Source organism: Corallococcus sp. NCSPR001 (assembly GCF_017309135.1).
In the GTDB taxonomy this organism is placed as follows: Bacteria; Myxococcota; Myxococcia; order Myxococcales; family Myxococcaceae; genus Corallococcus.
Genome location: NZ_JAFIMS010000002.1, coordinates 1,224,322 through 1,243,775, shown reverse-complemented (window position 1 = coordinate 1,243,775; position 19,454 = coordinate 1,224,322). Strand labels below are relative to the sequence as shown.

At 70.4% G+C, this 19,454-nt stretch carries 17 protein-coding genes; 11 read left to right on the top strand and 6 right to left on the bottom strand.

The genetic code is table 11. The features are described from left to right. Positions 1-30: 30 nt before the first annotated feature. From JYJ93_RS07200 to JYJ93_RS07185, 4 genes are all read left to right on the top strand, one after another. Positions 31-1,911 (top strand): PilT/PilU family type 4a pilus ATPase, encoded by a 1,881-nt coding sequence (locus tag JYJ93_RS07200; RefSeq protein WP_242543702.1) that lies wholly within the window; start codon positions 31-33, stop codon positions 1,909-1,911. A gap of 1 nt (position 1,912) precedes the next feature. Further along, on the top strand, positions 1,913-3,019 hold the full coding sequence (locus JYJ93_RS07195; RefSeq protein WP_206787502.1) for a PilT/PilU family type 4a pilus ATPase: 1,107 nt from the start codon (positions 1,913-1,915) through the stop codon (positions 3,017-3,019). Between the two features lie 117 nt (positions 3,020-3,136). Continuing rightward, positions 3,137-3,556, top strand: a complete 420-nt coding sequence (locus JYJ93_RS07190; protein ID WP_206787500.1) for a DUF5684 domain-containing protein — start codon at positions 3,137-3,139, stop codon at positions 3,554-3,556. A gap of 129 nt (positions 3,557-3,685) precedes the next feature. After that, positions 3,686-5,827, top strand: a complete 2,142-nt coding sequence (locus JYJ93_RS07185) for a TonB-dependent receptor (protein ID WP_206787499.1) — start codon at positions 3,686-3,688, stop codon at positions 5,825-5,827. On the opposite strand, the gene JYJ93_RS07180 is transcribed toward JYJ93_RS07185, so the two are convergent. The 3 genes from JYJ93_RS07180 to JYJ93_RS07170 all read right to left on the bottom strand — a co-directional run bounded on the left by JYJ93_RS07180 (position 5,781) and on the right by JYJ93_RS07170 (position 9,678). Beyond that, on the bottom strand, positions 5,781-7,778 hold the full coding sequence (locus JYJ93_RS07180; RefSeq protein ID WP_206787498.1) for an ATP-dependent DNA helicase: 1,998 nt from the start codon (positions 7,776-7,778) through the stop codon (positions 5,781-5,783). The genes JYJ93_RS07185 and JYJ93_RS07180 overlap by 47 nt on opposite strands. A 149-nt stretch (positions 7,779-7,927) precedes the next feature. Continuing rightward, positions 7,928-8,680: a hypothetical protein gene (locus JYJ93_RS07175; protein WP_206787497.1), complete on the bottom strand. Its 753-nt coding sequence runs from the start codon at positions 8,678-8,680 to the stop codon at positions 7,928-7,930. Beyond that, on the bottom strand, positions 8,677-9,678 hold the full coding sequence (locus JYJ93_RS07170; protein WP_206787496.1) for a site-2 protease family protein: 1,002 nt from the start codon (positions 9,676-9,678) through the stop codon (positions 8,677-8,679). Before JYJ93_RS07170 ends, JYJ93_RS07175 begins: the two co-directional genes overlap by 4 nt. A 215-nt stretch (positions 9,679-9,893) precedes the next feature. Between JYJ93_RS07170 and JYJ93_RS07165 the strand changes: the two genes are divergently transcribed. From JYJ93_RS07165 to JYJ93_RS07155, 3 genes are all read left to right on the top strand, one after another. Then, positions 9,894-10,241 carry a hypothetical protein gene (locus JYJ93_RS07165; RefSeq protein WP_120551649.1) on the top strand — a complete coding sequence of 116 codons (348 nt, stop codon included), beginning with the start codon at positions 9,894-9,896 and terminating at the stop codon, positions 10,239-10,241. 93 nt (positions 10,242-10,334) lie between these two features. Beyond that, complete coding sequence (locus JYJ93_RS07160; protein ID WP_206787495.1) at positions 10,335-11,162, top strand: hypothetical protein; 828 nt, start codon at positions 10,335-10,337, stop codon at positions 11,160-11,162. Positions 11,163-11,208: 46 nt separating this feature from the next. After that, positions 11,209-11,922, top strand: a complete 714-nt coding sequence (locus JYJ93_RS07155) for an HAD family hydrolase (RefSeq protein ID WP_206787494.1) — start codon at positions 11,209-11,211, stop codon at positions 11,920-11,922. 72 nt (positions 11,923-11,994) lie between these two features. Here the strand turns inward: JYJ93_RS07155 and JYJ93_RS07150 are convergent, their stop codons facing one another. After that, on the bottom strand, positions 11,995-12,447 hold the full coding sequence (locus JYJ93_RS07150; RefSeq protein ID WP_206787493.1) for a transcriptional regulator: 453 nt from the start codon (positions 12,445-12,447) through the stop codon (positions 11,995-11,997). A gap of 310 nt (positions 12,448-12,757) precedes the next feature. Between JYJ93_RS07150 and JYJ93_RS07145 the strand changes: the two genes are divergently transcribed. Beyond that, on the top strand, positions 12,758-13,666 hold the full coding sequence (locus JYJ93_RS07145) for a lipid kinase (protein WP_347402693.1): 909 nt from the start codon (positions 12,758-12,760) through the stop codon (positions 13,664-13,666). Between the two features lie 9 nt (positions 13,667-13,675). Here the strand turns inward: JYJ93_RS07145 and hrcA are convergent, their stop codons facing one another. After that, a complete protein-coding gene (hrcA, locus tag JYJ93_RS07140) occupies positions 13,676-14,707 on the bottom strand; it encodes a heat-inducible transcriptional repressor HrcA (protein ID WP_206787492.1) in 1,032 nt (343 codons plus the stop codon). A 207-nt stretch (positions 14,708-14,914) separates the two neighbouring features. Here hrcA and yedA point away from each other — a divergent pair, with 207 nt between their 5' ends. Beyond that, positions 14,915-15,814, top strand: coding sequence for a drug/metabolite exporter YedA (gene yedA, locus JYJ93_RS07135; RefSeq protein WP_206787490.1), 900 nt, complete (start codon positions 14,915-14,917; stop codon positions 15,812-15,814). A gap of 6 nt (positions 15,815-15,820) precedes the next feature. Here the strand turns inward: yedA and JYJ93_RS07130 are convergent, their stop codons facing one another. Continuing rightward, positions 15,821-17,536 carry a DUF4157 domain-containing protein gene (locus JYJ93_RS07130; protein ID WP_206787488.1) on the bottom strand — a complete coding sequence of 572 codons (1,716 nt, stop codon included), beginning with the start codon at positions 17,534-17,536 and terminating at the stop codon, positions 15,821-15,823. Between the two features lie 196 nt (positions 17,537-17,732). Between JYJ93_RS07130 and JYJ93_RS07125 the strand changes: the two genes are divergently transcribed. Both JYJ93_RS07125 and JYJ93_RS07120 read left to right on the top strand, forming a co-directional pair. Then, on the top strand, positions 17,733-18,542 hold the full coding sequence (locus JYJ93_RS07125) for a hypothetical protein (RefSeq protein ID WP_269012828.1): 810 nt from the start codon (positions 17,733-17,735) through the stop codon (positions 18,540-18,542). Then, positions 18,539-19,453: a type VI immunity family protein gene (locus JYJ93_RS07120; RefSeq protein WP_206787486.1), complete on the top strand. Its 915-nt coding sequence runs from the start codon at positions 18,539-18,541 to the stop codon at positions 19,451-19,453. Before JYJ93_RS07125 ends, JYJ93_RS07120 begins: the two co-directional genes overlap by 4 nt. Position 19,454: the final 1 nt, after the last annotated feature.

The following is a 19,454-nucleotide window of genomic DNA, read 5'->3' as shown; positions in this document are numbered from 1 at the left end:
CGCACGGCAGCGGTGGGGCCTCCCCCCTGAATGAAACCGCTCGCGGAACTGCTGCGTCATCTCTCGCGTCCTGGAATCACCGAGCTGGCCCTGGCCAGCGGCCGTCCTCCGATGGTGCGCGGCGCCAACGGGTACGAGCCCATCGATCCAGGCGCACTCTCCACCGATGAGCTCGTGAAGGCCCTCCAGGCGATGGTGGGCATGGCGCGCGCGTCCACGGTGTCGGAGACACCAGTGCAGTGGCAGGTGAACGCCACGGGCCTGGGTTCCCTCAACATCGCGGCGGTGCGCCGGGGCGAGCTGATGAACGTGCGCCTCACGAGGGGCACGGAGGGCGCGGCGGCGGCGGCGGCTCCAGCAGCCGCCGCGGCTCCAGCGGCGCCTGCCGCGCCCACGCGCACGCCCTACGCGGGAATGCCCGCGGTGTCCGCGCAGGCCCCCACGCGCACGCCCTACGCGGGAGTGCCCGCCGTCTCCGCGCCCGTGGACGCGCGAGCCGCGCAGTCTGGTGGCCTGGGTGCCGGAGCCGCCGCGCGCGCAGCTCCCGGCGCCGCGGCTCACCCGGGCGCAGCGGCCCACTCGGGCGCCGCTTCACACGCGGGATCCGCCCCGTCCCACGCGGGCGCAGGCGGATACGCGGGCGCGGCGGCCCACTCCACCGCGGCGGCCCATTCGGGCGCCGTGGCCCACTCCAGCGCCAGCGCGAATCCGCCCGCGCGGGTCATCCCCATCTCACGCGCGACCTCCGCTCCGGGCCGCGACCTGGCGGTGCTGCTGGAGCAGGCGCGCAGCATGGCCGCCAGCGACCTGCACCTGGTGGCCGGACGGCCTCCGCTGATGCGCCTGGCCGGAGAGCTGCTCCCGCAGGACACGCCGCTGTCCCCGGAGACGGTGGAGCGGCTGCTGCTCCCCATCATCCCGGAGCGGCTGCGGCACGTGCTGGAGAAGGACGGCAGCGTGGACTTCGCGCTGGACTCCGAGGAGACCGGCCGCTTCCGCGTCAACGTGTGCCGCCAGCGCACGGGCCTCAAGGGCACCTTCCGCGTCATCCCCCGCGAAATCCCCACCCTGGAGTCGCTGGGCCTGCCCGCGGACATCGCCAAGGCCACGCACCACCACCAGGGCCTCATCGTGCTCACCGGCCCGTCCGGCCACGGCAAGACGAGCACGCTCGCCGCGCTGGTGGACATCATCAACCGCGAGACCACGCACCACGTGCTCACCGTCGAGGACCCGGTGGAGTACGTACACCCGCGCAAGCGCGCCCTCATCAGCCAGCGCGAGGTGGGCACCAGCACCCGCACCTTCGCCAGCGCCCTCAAGGGCAGCCTCCGCGAGGACCCGGACGTCATCGTCGTGGGCGAGCTGCGCGACACGGAGACCGTGCGCATGGCGCTCGCCGCCAGCGAGACGGGCCACCTGCTCATCAGCACCATGAACACGCCCAGCGCGGCGAAGACCATCGACCGGCTCATCGACCTCTTCCCGCCGGCGGATCAACAGCAGGTGCGGCTGTCGCTCTCCAGCGGCCTGCGCCTCATCGTCAGCCAGCGGCTGATGCCCGCCACGGACGGCAAGTCCCTGGTCGCCGCCGCCGAGGTGCTCACCGGCTCCGTGGCCCTGGGCAACCTCATCCGCGACAACAAGACGTATCAAATCCCCTCCCTCCAGCAGCGCGGCAAGTCGCTGGGCATCATCCGCTTCGAGGACTCGCTCGCGGACCTGGCCCGCTCCGGCAAGGCGACCCTGGAGACGGTGAAGGGCTTCGCGGAGAACCCGGACGAAATCGAAGCCATGGTGACGGGCAAGCGGCCCGGCGCCGCCCCCACCGTGCCCCCGCCCGCCACCGCCCAGGAGGGCGCGCGGATGCTGTCCAAGGTGGGCTCACTGCTTGGCAAGAAGGGCGCCTGACATGACGGACAATCCCCGCATCGCCGCCTGGTTCGACGTCCTGCTCGACAAGAAGGGCAGCGACCTGCACCTGGGCGTAGGCTACCCGCCCCTGGGCCGCATCCGCGGCGAGCTCGTGCCCCTGCGCGAAGAGGCCCTCACCACCGAGGAGCTGGAGTCGCTGCTCTTCGAGATCTGCTCGCCCGAACAGAAGCGGCAGATCACCGAGGAGCTGGACCTGGACTTCGCCTACGGCTACGGCACCAAGGCCCGCTTCCGCGCCAACTACTTCTACCGGATGACCGGCATTGGCGCCGTGTTCCGCACCATCCCCAGCAAGGTCCTGTCGCTGGAGGACCTGAAGACGCCGGAGGTGGTGCGCAAGATGGCGGACCGCCGCAGCGGGCTGGTGCTGGTGACGGGCCCCACGGGCTCCGGCAAGTCCACGACGCTCGCGGGGATGATCAACCACATCAACAAGACGCGCCCGGCGCACGTGCTCACCGTCGAGGACCCGGTGGAGTTCGTGCACGAATCGCTCAAGTCCCAGGTCACCCACCGCGAGGTGGGCCCGCACGCCTCCAGCTTCGCCACCGCCATCCGCTCCGCCGGCCGTGAGGACCCCAACGTCATCCTCATCGGCGAGCTGCGCACCAACGAGACGATGAAGCTGGCGCTCCAGCTGGCCAGCTTCGGCGTGCTCGTCTTCGCTACCGTGCACACCAACAGCGCCCCCGCCACCATCGACCGCATCATCAATTCCTTCCCCGCGGACGAGCAGGGACAGGTGCGCGGCATGCTCGCGGAGTCGCTGGCCGGCATCGTCGCCCAGCAGCTCATCAAGACCTCGGACGGCAAGGGCCGCGTCGCGGCGCTCGAAATCCTGGTGGGCAGCCCCGCCATCGCCGCCATGATTCGCGAGGGCAAGGTGTTCCAGATCGCCTCCAAGATGCAGGCCGGCCAGGGCCAGGGCATGCAGACCCTGGACATGCACCTGGAGCGGCTGGTGAAGGACGACGTCATCCTCCCGGAAGCCGCCCTGGAGAAAGCCCAGGACAAGGAGAATTTCGTGAAGGTCATCCAGCGCCTGAAGCCGGACTGGCAGGTGCCGGAGACGCTGAAGGCCTGAGCGGCCCGCGCTGACAGTCGGGAAGGAATTTGCTTTCTCCCCCCGACTTCGCGTTTGTTCGGGAGTGAACTGGGACCCGGCCTACCGGGACGGGCCCACACTTCCGAGGGGGAAGTCATGGATCAGCAGCAGATTGAGATGATGCAGCAGATGCAGGACCAGCAGGCGTCGGGCCCGGGCCCGCTCTTCTGGATCATCTACCTGGCCTTCATCGGCCTGACGATCGCCGGCCTGTGGAAGACGTTCGCCAAGGCGGGTCAGCCGGGCTGGGCGGCCATCGTGCCGTTCTACAACATCTATGTGATGACCCAGATCGTCGGCCGTCCGGCGTGGTGGGTGGTGCTGGCGCTGCTGCCGTGCGTGAACATCATCGCGCTGTTCATCATCGGCATCGACATGGCGAAGTCGTTCGGCAAGGGCACGGGCTTTGGCATCGGCCTGGCGCTGCTCGGCCCGGTCTTCTACGCCATCCTCGGCTTCGGTGACGCTCAGTACCAGGGTCCGGCCGCCTCCGGCGGTGGCATGGCCGCGGCGTAGTTCCCCACGGCCTTCGCGGCCGTGAACGGCGGCGGTGGAGGGGCCTTCACAGGTCGCTTCACCGCCGTTCGTGTTTCTGCCATCCGCCATTGCTCGCCCGCGAGCCCGACATCCAGTAGAGCGGGCCCGATGCCTGCTCCGCGCGCGCTCTCCTGTCTGGCACTCCCTCTTGGACTGGCATTGCTGCTGCCCGGAGTGGCAACCGCGCAGACCGTGGACGAGGACACGGGCCCCGAGCCCGAGTCTCCTCGCGAGACCCGCACCGTCGTCACCGCCACGCGCCTGCCGCGCCCCTTGCGCGACGTGCCCGCCACCACGGTGGTGATTCCCCGCGCGGAGATGGAACGCAGCCCCACGCTCACGCAGGACGCGCTCATCCGCACGCTGCCGTCCGCGGCCACGTTCCGCCGCACGCCGTCGCTGGTCGCGGACCCCACCGCGCAGGGGCTCAACCTGCGCGGGCTCGCGCCCTCCGGGGTGGCTCGCGGGCTCGTGCTCCTGGACGGGCTTCCCTTCAACGACCCCTACGGCGGCTGGGTCTTCTGGCGCGCCCTGCCCCGCCTGGGCCTGGACCGCATCGAGGTCGTCCCCACCGGCGGCTCCGCGCTCTACGGCAGCGCCGCGCTGGGCGGCGTGGTGCAACTGTTCTCCCGGCCCATCACCGGCCCCGTGCTCGACGCGGACGTGTCCGTGGGCAACCTGGGCACCGGCTTCGCCGCCGCGCGCATCGCGGACCGCTGGGGCCGCGTGGGTGCATCCCTGGAGGTCGAGGGACTCACCAGCGACGGCTACCGCATCGTCCCGGAGGGACAGCGGGGCCGCATCGACGGCGACACCCCCTCCAACCACGTCAGCGCGCAGGCGCGCATCGAGGCAGAGGCCACCGACCACCTCTCCCTCTCCGCCCGCGCGGGCGTGTTCCGCGAGACGCAGAACGGGGGCACCCGATACACCGTCGCCAGCGTGGACCTCGCGTGGTTCGCCGCGAACGCCCGCCTCCGCACGGACTCCGCCGGCACCTTCGAGCTGGGCCTCTTCGGCCGCACCCAGCACTTCGCCCAGGACCGCGCCCGCGTCACCCCGGACCGGAACTTCGAGGTCCGCTCCGCCTTCCAGGACGTGCCCGCGAACGACCAGGGCGGCTCGCTCGTCTGGACCGGGCCGGAGCTGGCGCTGGGAGGAAGCCACGTGCTCGCCGCGGGCGTGGACGTGCGCCGCTCCCACGGCAGGGCCGACGAGTTGCTCTTCCCCTCCACGTACACCGCCACGACGCTCTACTCGCGCAACACGCAGGGCACGCAGTTGTCCAGCGGCGTCTTCGTGCAGGACCTCTACACCGTGTCCCCCGCGCTGGAGCTCGCCGGCACGCTGCGCTGGGACACGTGGCGCAACTTCGACGGCAGGGAGTGGAATGCCTTCGCGAACGGCGCCACCCGCACCACCTATTTCGATCCCCGCACGGCGAGTCAGCTCAGCCCGCGCCTGGCCGCGCGCGTGCGCCCGCTGGAGTGGCTCACCCTGCGCGCCTCCGCGTACCGCGCCTTCCGCGCCCCCACGCTCAACGAGCTCTACCGCCCCTTCCAGGTGGGCACCGTCCTCACCGCCGCGAACCCGGACCTGGGCGCCGAGCGCCTCTGGGGCACCGAGGCGGGAGTGGAGGCCACCGGCCCGCGCGGGCTCACCGGCCGCGTCACCGGCTTCTGGAACGTGCTGGACGCGCCCGTCACCAACGTCACCCTCGCCACGCCCCTGCCGGACGGCGCCACCCGCCAGCGCCAGAACCTGGGCCGGGCCCGCGTGCGAGGCGTGGAGCTGGGCGCGGACTGGCGCGTGTCACGCCAGTGGACCGCGCTCGCCGCCTACACCTTCGTGGACCCCGTCGTCACGCGCGCTCCCGGCCAGCCCGACCTCGTGGGCCGCCAGCTCCCACAGGACCCCAGGCATCGCGGCTCGCTCGCGGTCACCTTCGACGACCCGCGCATCGTCTCCGTCACCGCGCAGCTGCGCGTGTTCGGTCCGCAGTACGAGGACGACCTCAACACGCGCGGCATGGGCGGCGCGGCGGTGGTGGACCTGTTCGTGAGCCGCCACCTCTTCTGGAAGGTGGACGCCTTCGGCGCGGTGGAGAACCTCTTCGACCGCCAGTACCTCGCGGGCCGCGCGGGCGTGGACACCCTGGCCCCGCCCTTCCAGGCGCGCGTGGGCCTGCGCCTGCGCGACGTGTTCAGCGAATCGAGCGCACGGGCGGCACCGGGCGCACCGGGCCGTTGAACCAGCGGCTCAGCTCCGTCGTGTCCTCCATCCGCTTCGCGGGCGGCAGGCTGGAGAGGAACACGCGGCCGTAGCCCTTGGTCACGATGCGGCGGTCCAGCATCGCCACGATGCCCCGGTCCGCCTGCGTGCGGATGAGCCGCCCGAAGCCCTGGCGCAGCGCCAGCGCCGCCTGCGGCAGCTGGTACTGATCAAAGGGTTCTTCCCCGCGCGCCTGAATCTGGCGGATGCGCGCGGCCACCAGCGGGTCGCCAGGAGACGCGAAGGGGAGCCGGTCGATGATGACCAGGCTCAGCGCGTCCCCGGGCACGTCCACGCCCTCCCAGAAGCTGTGCGCGGCGAAGAGCACGCTGGGCGTCTGGCGGAAGGCGTCCAGCAGCTGCTGCTTGGGCCGCTCTCCCTGGAGCAGCGCCTGGTAGGGCAGCCGCGTCGCCGTCAGCTCGTACGCGCGCACCATGTTGCGCAGCGACGTGAAGAGCACGAACGCGCGCCCGCCCGTCACCTCGCACAGCTGGATGATCTCCTCCGCCGCCGCCTCGATGAAGCCCGGGGCGCTGGGGTCCGGCAGGTGCGTGGGCAGGTACAGCGCGGACTGGCGGGGGAAGTCGAACGGGCTGGGCACCGCCAGCGTGCGCACGCGCGTCACGGGCTGGCCCTCGTCGTCGTACATGCCCATGCGCTTGGCGAAGAAGTCGAAGCGGCTGTCCGCCGCGAGCGTCGCGGAGGTGAACACCACCGTGTCCAGCGCGCCGTAGAGCCGGTCGCGCAGCTCCTTCGCCACGTCGATGGGGTTCGCGCGCAGGAACAGCCCCTTGCCGCGCGCCTCCGCCCAGTAGACGTGGTCCGCGGACTCGGACTTCTCCAGGAAGGTGAGCTGCTCCGCCATCTCCTCCGCGCGGCGGTGGATGGCGGCCAGCTCCGGCTCGCGCTCGCTGCCCGCGAAGGACGCCAGCGCGGCCAGGCCTTCGCGCACCTGCTCCAGCGCGCCGGACAGCTTGCCCATCGTCTCCGGGCGCAGGGCCACGGTGGACTCCTGGCTGGACAGCCCCAGCGCGCGAGGCGCCTGGAGGAACAGCGCGTCCGCGTGCGAGCGCACCCGCTGGGCCAGCGCGGAGAGCGTCGCGTGCCGCTCGTCCTTCGCCTGCAGGGCCGCCACCGCGTCGCGCGACAGCTCCTCCAGCCGGTAGTTGGACACGCTGCACCCGAAGTGGCTGCTGGCCGCGTCCTCCAGGGCGTGCGCCTCGTCGAAGATGACCGCGTCGTAGAAGGGCAGCACCCCTTCCGTGCGCTTGCCGGAGCTGCGCAGCGCCAGGTCCGCGAAGAACAGGTGGTGGTTCACCACCAGCAGGTCCGCGACCTCCGCGCGCTTGCGCATCCGCGTGACGAAGCACGTCTCGTACTGCGAGCAGCGCGAGCCCAGGCACGTCTCCGACGTGGTGGACAGCCGCGACCACGCGGCGAAGGACTCCGGCAAATCCAGCTCCGCCCGGTCCCCCGTCTCCGTCTGCGTCACCCACTTCTTGAGCAGCGGCCACTGCTTCGCCTCTTCCTTCGAGACGAACTGCGGGTCCTTCTCGAAGGAGTCGTAGCGGTGCAGGCACAGGTAGTTGCCGCGCCCCTTGAGGTACGCCGCCTCGAAGCGCAGCCCCAGCTTCTCGCTGAGCAGCGGCAGGTCCTTGAAGAACACCTGGTCCTGCAGCGTCTTCGTGGCCGTGGACACCACCACCTTGCGCCCCGACAGGAGCGCGGGCACCAGGTACGCCAGCGTCTTGCCCGTGCCGGTGCCGGCCTCCGCCAGCAGGTAGCTGCCCTCGGAGAAGGCCCGCTCCACCGCGCGCGCCATCTGGAGCTGCTCCGGGCGGTGCTCGTACGCGGGCAGCGCCTCCTCCAGCGCGCCACCAGGACCCAGCAGGCTGTCGACAGAGAGAGGACGGGGCGCGGGCGCGGACATGCGGCGGTTCGGGGGCAGGAGGACGTGAAAGCGGCCCCGCAGGATAACAGCGCCCGGCGCCCCCCGCGCGTTCCCTGTCGTGCCGCTGAAATCCCTTCCCCCGCTCGCCCACCTGGCGGGCCGGCCAGCGCTCCGCTTTGGCCTGCCGCCTAGAAGGAGCCGCGCATCATGTGGAAGAGCACCAGCAGCAGCACCAGGGACACCACCAGCACGGTGCCCATCACCACGCTCTTCACCCTGCGCCCCAGCTCCGGTGACGGCCCGTCGGAGGTGAGCGCCGTCGCCGTCGTCACGCGGCGGACCACCTCATCCCGTCCGCGCAGCGCCTGGGCGTCGTTCGGCGCCCGGGCGAGCCGCATGCGGTACAGCCGGCCCACCATGGCCATCTCGCCCCGCAGCATCGCCTGGGTCAGCACGCGGTCATGCGCGTCCGGGTCGTGCCAGGCCGCCATCAGCTCACGCCACTCCCGGGCCAGGACCTCGGAGGGCTGGTGCTCTTCCGGGATGAAGTTCGCGTACACCAGTCCGCACGCCGAACAGGCCCCGTCGTCCTCGCGCATGGGCGCCACGCACTTGGGGCAGCGGCCCGGCGGCGCCTGGAAGGGGTCCTCGTCCAGCGTGAGCGGGGCCGCGGCGGGCGCGTCCGGGCGCACCACCCGCAGCGCGGTGACGCTGGGCCGCGAGGGCGGCGGCGGAAGAGGGCCCGCGTAGGGCGCCGCCACCGCGACCTCCTCCAGGCCGTCACCTTCCGGAGGGGGACGAGGAGAGGCCGGCTTGGAGATCGAGGGCGCCGCCCGCGTCCACGCTCCACACGCGGGGCACCCCACGGCCAGCGCATGGTCCTCGAGGACGTAGGTCTCCACCTTGACCAGCCGGTCGCAGCTTTCGCACTGGTACTTCATGACCACACCTCTCGCAGCGGGATGGGCATCGCGCACCCTACCAGCGCCAGCAGGCACAGCGCGCAAATGACCTTGCGCGAGACGCTCAGGGGCTCCTCCGGCCGCAGCACCTCCGGGTGGCCGAAGCCCACCACCTTGCTCGCCACCACCAGCCACAGGCCCCATGACGCGGTGACGAACACGGTGAGGAAGAGCAGCACCACCGCCACGCCCTTGCCCACCCAGCGGGCCTTCGGCCCCAGCGCCGCGAACGTCAGGTGCCCGCCGTCCAGCTGCCCCACCGGCAGCAGGTTGAGCAGCGTCACCAGCAGGCCGAACCACGCCGCCATCACCACCGGGTGCACCACCACGTCCTTGCCCTCCGGCAGGGGGCCCAGCGCCAGCCACGTCAGCGCCTTCATGATGAGGTTGTCGCCAAAGAGCGTCTGGTGGCTCGTGTAGACGGGCGGCATCGCGGGCGGCGCCTGCGTCAGCTTCTCCATCACCCAGCGCAGCAGGTCCTGCCCCAGCACCCACAGCGACGACTCCCCGGGGAACGTGGACGGCACCGGCGGCGAGTCCACCACCGTGGAGTGCAACAGCCCCCAGTAGAGCAGCGGCAGCGCCACCACCAGCCCCGCCAGCGGCCCCGCGGCGCCAATGTCCACCAGCGCGTTGCGCGTGGGGATGCGCCCGCGCAGCCGGATGACCGCGCCCAGCGTGCCCAGGCTCCCCGGCACCGGCAGCGGGATGAAGTACGGCAGGGACGTGTCCACCCGGTGCCACCGCGCGAGCACGTAGTGCCCCATCTCGTGCGACCCCAGGATGGCCAGCAGCGACCCGCTGAAGAACAGCGCCTGGGTCCGGTCCTCCTCCAGCAGGCCGCCCCCGCTGAATGGGAAGGAGCGGCCAAAGAGCAGCAGGTACGCGAGGAATGTCGTCCCCAGCGTCACCACGAACAGCAGCAGGTGCAGCCAGACGCGGTTCGGGGCGGGATGGGGAACGGAAACCGGGTGCATGCGCGAAGATGCCTCACGTCCGCGACAGGGGCGACCGGTCCCGCGCCGCCCGGCGGATGAAGTGTCCAACAGAACTCGGAATACCCCGCCCCGGGTCCTTGACTTGAAAAAGCCTTCTGCTACGAACCGCGCCGCTTGAGGCTTTACCGAACGGCGGAGGGCCCGTCCGGGCGGCTCCGTCACCATCCAAGCCATCGTCAGTTGGGGAGATAACCATGAAGAAGTTCATCCTGTCCGCCGTCGCCGCCGCCTCCCTCGTGGGCTGCACCAGCGTCGAGTCCGCCGTCGTCTCCGGCTCCGAGATCGCCGCCAACGGCGAGGCCGTGGCCGTCATCCAGGGCAGCTCGCTGGGCCTGACCGCGATCTTCCACATCATCGACATCGTCCAGAGCGACCTGGACACCGTGGTGAACAAGCTCCTCATCACCGAGGCGAAGGCCATGGGCGCCTCCAAGGTGGACCTGAAGTCGGCCTCCACCACGCCCCGTCACGGCATCTTCGCCCTGTTCGGCACCATCATCGGCATCACCAGCTCCTCCGCGACCGGCGTGGCGGTGAAGTAGTCCCAAGCTGCCTCCTCACCGAGGCAGTCCGAAGGCCCCCTGGAAACAGCGGGGCCTTTTCCATTTCCAGCCCCTGCCCTGGAGTCCCTCCCCATGCGCGCCCTCCTCCTCGTGCCCCTCGTGTGCCTCGTCGCGTGCCGTTCGTCCTCGTCCGGAGGCGCGAACGACGCGGAGCTGATGGCCCAGGTGCGCGAGAAGCTGGCCGCGCGCGACGCGAAGCTCCAGGCCTACCAGATGGAGGGCACCCAGACGGAAGGGGACACCGCCTCCGCGGGCTTCACCTTCGCGTACCGCGCGCCCCAGAAGATGCGCGGCACCGTGTCCGCGCCCCAGGCCCGGCAGGTGTGGTGGGACGGCAAGCACCTGTACGAGCAGGTGGAGGCGACGAAGCAGTTCACCACCTTCACGTCCCAGGTCTCCGCGGAGAAGCTGTCCGCGTTCCTCACCGAGATCTTCACCCCCTTCGTGCCGGACGGCTTCCGCGCGCCGCTGCTCCTGCGCAGCGCGAAGGCCAAGCGCGTCACCGGCCAGGGCCTGCCCCAGGCGAAGGAGGCCGTGGAGCTGACCATGGCGCTGGAGGGCGAGGCGGGCGGCGGCGTGGAGGTGACGTACGTGCTGCGCTGGCCCTCGCTGGACTTCCTGGCCAAGAAGACGCGCGCGCCGGACGGCACCCGGGCGGAGGTGCGGATGGAGGAGGAGCACTGCGACGCGGCCCTGGGCCTGTGCGTGCCCAGCAAGCTCACGCGCTGGCTGGGGGACGCGAAGCAGGGGGAGACGGTGCTGTCGAAGGTGGACCTGAAGACGCCGCTGCCCAACGACGCCTTCACCCCCGCCGCTCCGGAGGGATACAGCGTGCAGACCCGGACACTCGTGGACAGTGAAGCGCAGGAGAGTGGACCGAAGTCACCCACGGGCGGTTGACCGGCCCGCTGCCCATCGCCACCTTGGCGGCGGAGGTTTGCCGCGCATGGTCGAGAACGTCATCTTCGACGTGGATGGGACGCTGGTGGATTCCGTGGACGAGCACGCCGAGGCCTGGCGCCGGTCGTTCATCGAGTTCGGGCGGGACATCCCGTTTGCCCACGTGCGCAGCCAGATTGGCAAGGGCGCCGACCAGCTGCTGCCCGTCTTCTTCAACGACGAGGAGCTGGAGCGCTTCGGCAAGGACCTGGAGGAGGACCGCTCCGCGCGCTTCAAGCGCGAGTTCCTGCCCAAGGTGCGCGCCTTCCCGCGCGTGAAGGAATTGTTCCAGCTGTTGCGCAAGCGTGGCGCCAAGGTCGCCCTGGCCTCCAGCGCCAAGGACGACGAGCTCAAGCGCTACGTGGAGCTGTGCGGCATCGACGGCCTCTTCGAGGTGAAGACCTCCAAGGACGAGGTCGACAAGAGCAAGCCGCACCCGGACATCTTCGAGGCGGCGCTCGCGAAGCTGGGCAAGCCGGACCCCGCCACGGTGGTGGTGGTGGGCGACACGCCCTACGACGCGCTGGCCGCGGGCAAGCTGCACCTGGCGTCCGTGGGCATGCTGTGCGGTGGCTTCCGCGCGGAGGACCTGCGCACGGCCGGCTGCCGCACGCTGGTGAAGGACCCCGCGGAGCTGCTGCGCCGCCTGGAGACGGACCCCGACATCTGGCCCTGGGACGCGGCGTCGCGGGACACCTCCAAGGACGAGGAGTCGCGCTAGAAGCGCGTGACGGGGTGGAGGCGTCCCCGGCGGCCACGAGGAGCGTGGCCACCGGTGGAGCCCTTGCCGCTGCTACTTGCGCGAACCGCCCCGCTTCGCGCGTGAACGGGACGCCGTGCTCTTGCGAGCCGTCCCGCGGCGCGCGGTGCTCTTGCGGGCCGTGGAGCGCTTGCCGGCGGTGCCGGTGCGCGAGGTGGCCTTGCGGCCGGTGGTGGTGCGCCGGGCCCGGGCGGGCGCGGCCTTCTTGCGGCGGGAGACGGTCTTCTTCGCGGTCGCGGCGCGGCGCTTGCCGCCCACGCGTCCGGCCTTGCGCGCGTTCTTGCGGGCCGTGGGGCGCCGGCGGGCCGCCTTCGCCTTGCTGCCGGAGCCACCCTTCGTCCCGCCACCGGTGAGCTTGTTCACGGTGGCCCACGCGCGGGCCTCCGCGGTCTTCTCGCTGGTGCCCTTGTCCTCGTAGCCCTTCTCGATGTGCTCGGCCATGCGCTTCTGCTTCGCCGAATACTTGTCCTTGCTTCCTCGTGCCATTCAATCCCCTCCTGGAGAATGTCCCGGCGCGGGTCCGTGGCACGGAGTCCGCGTCGCCTGGAAGGTGAACACGCCTACCCAGGGAGGGAACCCGCCAGCCCCCTACCCCTGTCTTCCCGTGGAACCTCCACGCGCGCCCGAGGTGGGGAATGGACAGAGCCCCTGCCCTTTTTGGCGTGGGTCCCGCTGGTGCCCAGGGACGGTCGTGCGCAGCTTGGAGGCGCTGCACTCAAAGCCGAGGTTTCCTCTGGAACCCGCACTCAACGCACCTCCGCGCCTCCGCCACCTGGACGAAGGGCCCGCGGTCCTGGTGGTGAACACGCGCTCGCGCTCCGGGCGCGACGCCTTCGAACATGCCCGGGAGCTGCTGGCCGCCCACGGCATCCCGCTCATGGCCGCGCACGCGCTGACGCGGCCCAAGCGCCTGCGAAAGGTCGTGGAGGAGGCCATCGCCCAGGGCGCCCGCCGCGTCCTCGTGGGAGGAGGCGACGGCACCATCAGCTGCGCGGCGCAGGCCCTGATGGGGCGAGAGGTGACGCTGGGCGTGGTGCCGCTGGGCACCGGCAATGACTTCGCTCGCTCGCTGGGCATCCCGGACACGCTGGAGGCCGCGTGTGACGTCATCGCGGGCGGCTACACGGCGCGCGTGGACGTGGGGCTCGTCAACGGGCGGCCCTTCCTCAACGCCGCCAGCCTGGGGCTCACCACCGCCATCGCGAAGCGGCTCACGCAGGAATTGAAGCAGCGCGCCGGCAAGCTGGCCTACCCCATGGCCGCCGCCGCGGAGATGCGCACGCTGCAGCCCTTCCACGTCCGGCTCCAGGCGGACTCCCAGACGCTGGAGCTGGACGCGCTCCAACTGGTGGTGGGCAACGGCCGCTACCACGGCGCGGGCAACATGGTGGCGCCGGACGCCACGCTGGACGACCGCAAGTTCCACGTCTACGCCATCACCGCGCCCTCCATGGAGGACGGCGGCGAGCGCACGGGGCTGGGCCACCTGCAAGACGTGGCCACGCTGGCGCGCGTGGCGCTGGGCATGCGCAGTGGCGGGCACCTGGAGCACGAGTCCGTCGTGCACCTGCACACGTCCCGGCTCGTCGTGGAGACGGATCCGCCCATGGAGGTCAACGCGGACGGGGAGAACGTGGGCATGACGCCCATGCGCTTCGAGGTGGCCCCCTCGGCGCTGCGCGTCTACGCGCCCGCGCCGCAGTAGGGCTTCGCGCTACACCTTCTCCAGCACGCTGGAGAGCACCTGGGCGGTGAAGTTCACCAGGGGAATCACGCGCCGGTAGTCCATGCGCGTGGGCCCGATGACGCCGACGGTGCCCAGCACCGCCTCCGCCGTGCCGTAGGGGCTGGCGATGACGGTGACGTCACCGGCGGCGGAGAACTCGCTCTCCGCGCCGATGAAGACGTGCATCTCCTTGGTGCGCTGCACGCGGTCCAGCAGGTGCAGCAGCTTGTGCTTCTCATCCAGGGCGCGGAAGAGCGCGCGGATGCGCTCCACGTCCGCGAACTCCGGCTGCTCCAGGAAGGAGCCGGTGCCTTCGATGAGCACGCGCTCGGGCGTCTGCAGGTCGGTGGCGGCGGCGCCCAGCTTGAGGGCCTTGGCGGTGAGCGCGTTGTAGAGGGCCTGCTCCTGGTCCATCTCCGCGCGGATGCGCTCGCGCGCTTCTTCCAGGGGCACCTGGTGCAGGAGCTCGGAGAGGTAGTTGCTGGCCTTCATGAGCTCGTCGGACGTCACCGGGAAGTCCACGGTGAGGGCCTTGTTGTGCACCTGGCCGTTCTGGCCCACGAGCACGGCGAGCACGCGGTTCTCGCGCAGGCGCAGGAACTCGATGCGCTGGAACACGGCGGCGTCGGCGCGGGGCGTGAGGACGACGCCCGCGTGGCGCGTGAGCGAATGCAGCACGCGGCTGGCCTCCGACAGGACGTCATCCAGGTTGGACTCGTGGACCAGGCCGGCGTGGATGAGCTCGCGGTCGCGGGGCGCGGGGTCGCGCAGCTTCACCAGGGTGTCCACGTAGAAGCGGTAGCCCCGGTCGGTGGGCACGCGGCCCGCGGACGTGTGGGGCTTCTCCAGGAAGCCCAGGGCCTCCAGGTCGGCGAGCACGTTGCGCATGGTCGCGGAAGACACTTCGAACTCGCCTCTGCGAGTCAGCTGCTGGCTGCCGACCGGGCCGCCGGTGGTGATGTACTCCTGCACCACGGCCCGGAGGACTTCCTTCTCGCGCTCACCCAATTCGTCGGGCATTCCCGCTCACGCTCCGGAGGGTGTCGGCCCGACCCTCGGGTCTCCATGCCTCCTGTAGAATTCTAAAAGGGACGCCCGGGGCATTCAATTGGGAGGGGCCTTTCCGGAGGGCAGGCAGGCGGGGCGCTGGCCGGCCGGCCTGCGTGGCACGGGTACGGCAAAGCGCACATCGCACGGGAGGGAGGTGGGGATTAGAAGGCCGCCGCCGTGACGACCGCGACCGCGACCCCCGACATCGTCGAGCCCGCGCCCCACCGGGGCCGCCTGCTGTTCAGCCTTTTCGCGCTCTACGTCATCTGGGGGTCGACCTACCTGGCGATGCGGTTCGCGCTGACGGGCTTTCCGCCGTTCCGGATGGCGGGGCTGCGCTTCCTGCTGGCGGGCGGGGTGTTGTTCGCGGGGTTGCGGCTGAAGGGGCAGCCGGGGCCGGGCCTCCGGCAGTGGGGGGCGGGCGTGGTGACGGGCTTCCTGTTGCTGGTGTTGGGCAACGGGGGCATCGCGGTGGCGCAGAACCTGGGGGTGCCGTCCGGGGTGGCGGCGCTGGTGGTGGGGAGCATGCCGCTGTGGGCGGCCATCTTCGGGGCGGCGTTCGGGCAGCGGCCGGGCCGCGCGGAGCTGGCGGGGCTGGTGCTGGGGTTCGCGGGGGTGGCGCTGCTCAACCTGGGCGGTGACATGAGCGGCGGAGGCGTGGCGGCGCTGGCGGTGGTGGTGGCGCCGGCGGCGTGGGCCTTCGGGTCGGTGTGGAGCCGGCGGTTGCCGATGCCCTCCGGGTTGATGGCGCCAGCGACGCAGATGTTGAGCGCGGGCGTGATGATGATGGCGCTGAGCTTCGTGTTGGGAGAGCGGATGGCGGACGCGGTGCCCCCGCGCGCGCTGGTGTCGTTCGTGTACCTGGTGGTGTTCGGCTCGCTGGTGGCGTTCAGCGCGTATGGCTACCTGCTGAGGCACGCGAGGCCGGCGCTCGCGACGAGCTATGCGTACGTGAACCCGGCGGTGGCGGTGCTGCTGGGCGTGGTGTTCGCGGGAGAGACGCTGGGCCCCATGACCTGGGGGGCCATGAGCGCCATCCTGGTCGCGGTGATGCTGCTGGCCCGCGGGAAGCGGTGAGCCGGCTCAGCGCCCACAGCGGCTGAGCTTGGAGACGCACATCGTCAGGGCATTGGCGAAGCCGTGGGCGTAACAGCTCTCGTGCCAGGACTGGGCGATGAGCGGATCATTGACCCCGGTGGGCACGCGGGTCATCTGGAAGAACGCGCGGAACTCGCCGCCCTGGAGTTGGGGCCCCTGGCGATCCTCGTAGTTGCGGGCGTAGTTCTCGAAGGTGATGCGGTCCGCGCCGCTCTCCGCGACCACGCCGCCCCAGTGATACTCCCACACCGGCTCGCAGTAGACGGGCGGAGGGATGGGCGCCACCGGGCGGGGAGCGACCTCGTCCCGCATCCGCATCCAGTTGCGGTTCTGGGCATCCTGGTAGCGCTCCATGGCGCCCACGGAGTACGTCTGGAACGCGTCGCCCACGCGCGGATCCGCGTAGGCGTTGAGGCCCAGCCGGTAGAGGAGCTGCTCGTACCGTGCCTGGAGCGTCTGTCCATTGAGGTTGACGCCATTGAGCGTCATGCCGGCATTGGCGCGGACCCGGTTCACCAGCCGGCCGTAGTTGCGGCCAATGGGGCCGTAGTAGCCCGCGAGCGCCGCCATCTGGGCGTTGGGCGTATTGGCGCCCGCCAGCGCGTTCTGCAATCCCACCTGGTAATCGTTGACCGCGCGTTGCCGGGCCGCGGCGGCGTTGGGGCCCTCTCCCTGTCCGTGGAAGAGGAACGTGGTGAGGAGCACCGCCAGCCGGAAGGGGATGTCGCCGTGGGCCGGGAAGACGGGGGCCCACCCTCCGAGCTGCCAGCGCGGCAGGTTGAGGAAGAGCTGGTTGCCGGACTGCGAGAGCCTCACGGTGCGCTGCGAGTCCTGCTGCTCCCCCATGACCTTGCCGGAGATTTCGTTGCAGTTCTGCGACACCGCGGGCTCGAGGTGCCCGTCCTCGGACATCGCCACCTGGAACAGCCGCTTGGGTCCCGGGCCGCTCAGGAAGGGCAGACAGCCCGGCTGCGCGGGGGGGCCGATTTCCAGGTAGCGCGGCCCGGGGACCTTGGCGATGCGATAGCTGGAGCCCACGGACCTCAACGCGCGGTTGCACCGGTCGATGGCGCGGTCCGTGGCGAAGAAGTGCTTGGCCTGCTCGTGGCGGGGATCGGTGTCCTCGATGGCGAGTTCGTTGTCATCGGAGAACCGGAGCGCGACCTGGTTGTGCGCCCGCACCATGACGTTCGCGGTCCCCGCGTCGATGAGGAAGCTGTCCCCGTTCGTCTTCGGATAGGGCTGGGGCCGCAGTCCGTCCCGCTGGGTCTCGAAGGTGGCGTTGTGGAGGTTGACGTCCTGCGCGCCGAACTGAGCATTCGGGATGACGTGGTACGCCTGAAGCGCTGGGGTGGGCGAAGTCCCCGTCCAGGCAACCGCGAACTCCGCACGCTCACCCGAGAGGGCCCGTGCCGCCAGGGCTTCGGCCTCCGCTTCCAGGGCCCCATCCACGAGCAGTCCGGTCCCGCCGTGCCCGTGGGGGACGCGGCCCGCGCGCTGTTGCAGCACGTGCACCAGCTCATGCGCGAGGATCCGGCTCCCGTGAGCCAGGTCGAGCGCCAGTGCGCCCGGAGCGAAGAGGATCTGCTCTCCCCAGCACAGGGCCTCGGCTCCCATGCTCGCGACCAGGGGATGCTCGTGCAGGCGGACAGCGCTCAGGTCGGCTCCGAAGGCGCGCTCGAACCGGACGCGCAACCGCATTGGGAGAGCCTGGCCCCGAGCGCAGGCCTGTGCCAGGAACGAGGGGGAGATCCAATGGTGCCGAAAATCCAAGTTCCGTGCTCCCAGATGTATCAGGGCGTGTTCCGTGAAACATCTACTACACCAGGGCGCCCGGCTCACGCGAGCCGCGAGCATGACCACCGCCGAAGCCCGAGGAGGCAATAGAGTCCGGCACGTGCGCCCCGTGACGAATCTCTGGATGGTGTGTGCGTTGCTCACGGGGTGTGCCGGCGGTTCACGGCACTCCCGGCACGGAGAGCTGGGCTTCGTCGATTCGGAGACTGCTGGGAAGGCACGGTACGCGGCGTATGTGGCGGAGCAGGCGTCCGCGCGGGCCGCGACCCAGGCCATGGCTTCCCCGCTGGTCCGGGCCATTCCACCGGCCGTGCTCGCGCTGATGCAGCAGGACCACGACGCGGATGAGTTGGAGCAGCAGCTCGCCGCGTGCGCCGTCCAGGCGGAGCAGGTGGGAAACGCGCGCTACTTCGAAAACCGGCCTCCGACGCGTCAGGAGTGCAGCGAGGTGGTGGAGCAGGACCGCTGCGGCAAGCCCGTGACGCGGGCCATGCAGTTGGGAAAGCTGAAGCACGTGCTCGCGCTCCAGTGCGCGGAAGCGGTGCTGAAAGAGCTGTGGCCCGCGCCCTTCAGCATCGAGCAGCGCTACCGATACTACCCGAACGCCCGCTTCCTGGAGACCCTCAGCCGGGCGAAGGAAGCGCAGCTCATCGCCGATGGCTGCACCGACGAACTCCGGGGCACCATCAAGCCGGACCTCGTCCTGCACGGAGACCGCGACCTGCTCAAGTCCGTGCTCACCCTGGACTTCAAGTTCCCTTGTCCGGACACCAACCCGGCTCGGTGGACTGAATACGGAAGCAACAGCCCCTACGCCTACGACTCCCAAGGGGCTATCTACGAGAAAGCACTGGGTGGACGGGCCATGCTCGTGTCGCCCAAAGCAGGCGTGGAGCCCTTCAAGCGATGAAGCCCATCTTCCCGAGCATCCGACTTCGCGGCAGAGGCGAGTGGCTCGCCGGACGAGATGGCGTCGTACTTGTCTTCTTCATCCATCGCGACCACTCGGAGGTAGGGTCTGCGATCTGGCGTTCCATTCAAACCTATCGTCGCGCCATCCCTCCCGGCTCACTCAACTGGTACACGTCCTCGGATGGGGACATGGTCCCGCTGGATGACGCAGGCTGGGAACACAATCGCCATGTGGTGATCGAGCGGATTGGGGGAGGCAGCCGGACCGTGGAGCTGCGGGAGAGCCCCAGCGAAACCGGGAGCTACCAAGTCGAGTACTACGGACGACGGCTGGACAGTCCCATTCATGATGCACCCGCCACTACTCTGTCGTTCACATTCCCCACGGAGTACCTGCTGCAGCACGGCGCGGTCCAACTGCGCGCACTGGCCCTGGAACTGGCTCGCGAGCTTCCCTTCAACTTCGGATACGTCAGTTTCGCGATTGTCTCCTCAAGGGGTTCATGGGCCTCGGCGGATTGGAACCAGGTCGAGTCGCTCCTCGCCCGTTATCCGGGCCTGGATATCCCCAACGCTGGCGAATTCAGCTCACGCCTCGGCACTCATGCATTGAGCGCATCCTGGCTCACCTTTTTGGGTGAGCCGTTGCTCGGGTCACTGGGAGGCATCCACACGCTGAGGAACGCGCTTTCCTTCCCGGATGTCTCGCTTCTGCCCATCGCAGAGGACCGTCTGTTGGTCACCCTGGACGAGTGGCCCGACCCCATCGACACCGAGAAGACAGTCGTTCCACCTCAACATCGCGCCCTCGCGCGCCTGCTCAAGCCATTCACGTTCAAGTACGAGGGACATGAGCTCACCCCGTACGAGAGCGACATGAACCGGTGGCTGCTGCGCCTCCTGCACTGAA

Bases quoted from the DNA above. Each gene is read 5' to 3' on its own strand.
- JYJ93_RS07200 (WP_242543702.1), top strand. From the start codon at position 31: ATGAAACCGCTCGCGGAACTGCTGCGTCATCTCTCGCGTCCTGGAATC.
- JYJ93_RS07195 (WP_206787502.1), top strand. From the start codon at position 1,913: ATGACGGACAATCCCCGCATCGCCGCCTGGTTCGACGTCCTGCTCGAC.
- JYJ93_RS07190 (WP_206787500.1), top strand. From the start codon at position 3,137: ATGGATCAGCAGCAGATTGAGATGATGCAGCAGATGCAGGACCAGCAG.
- JYJ93_RS07185 (WP_206787499.1), top strand. From the start codon at position 3,686: ATGCCTGCTCCGCGCGCGCTCTCCTGTCTGGCACTCCCTCTTGGACTG.
- JYJ93_RS07180 (WP_206787498.1), bottom strand. From the start codon at position 7,778: ATGTCCGCGCCCGCGCCCCGTCCTCTCTCTGTCGACAGCCTGCTGGGT.
- JYJ93_RS07175 (WP_206787497.1), bottom strand. From the start codon at position 8,680: ATGAAGTACCAGTGCGAAAGCTGCGACCGGCTGGTCAAGGTGGAGACC.
- JYJ93_RS07170 (WP_206787496.1), bottom strand. From the start codon at position 9,678: ATGCACCCGGTTTCCGTTCCCCATCCCGCCCCGAACCGCGTCTGGCTG.
- JYJ93_RS07165 (WP_120551649.1), top strand. From the start codon at position 9,894: ATGAAGAAGTTCATCCTGTCCGCCGTCGCCGCCGCCTCCCTCGTGGGC.
- JYJ93_RS07160 (WP_206787495.1), top strand. From the start codon at position 10,335: ATGCGCGCCCTCCTCCTCGTGCCCCTCGTGTGCCTCGTCGCGTGCCGT.
- JYJ93_RS07155 (WP_206787494.1), top strand. From the start codon at position 11,209: ATGGTCGAGAACGTCATCTTCGACGTGGATGGGACGCTGGTGGATTCC.
- JYJ93_RS07150 (WP_206787493.1), bottom strand. From the start codon at position 12,447: ATGGCACGAGGAAGCAAGGACAAGTATTCGGCGAAGCAGAAGCGCATG.
- hrcA (WP_206787492.1), bottom strand. From the start codon at position 14,707: ATGCCCGACGAATTGGGTGAGCGCGAGAAGGAAGTCCTCCGGGCCGTG.
- JYJ93_RS07130 (WP_206787488.1), bottom strand. From the start codon at position 17,536: ATGCGGTTGCGCGTCCGGTTCGAGCGCGCCTTCGGAGCCGACCTGAGC.
- JYJ93_RS07120 (WP_206787486.1), top strand. From the start codon at position 18,539: ATGAAGCCCATCTTCCCGAGCATCCGACTTCGCGGCAGAGGCGAGTGG.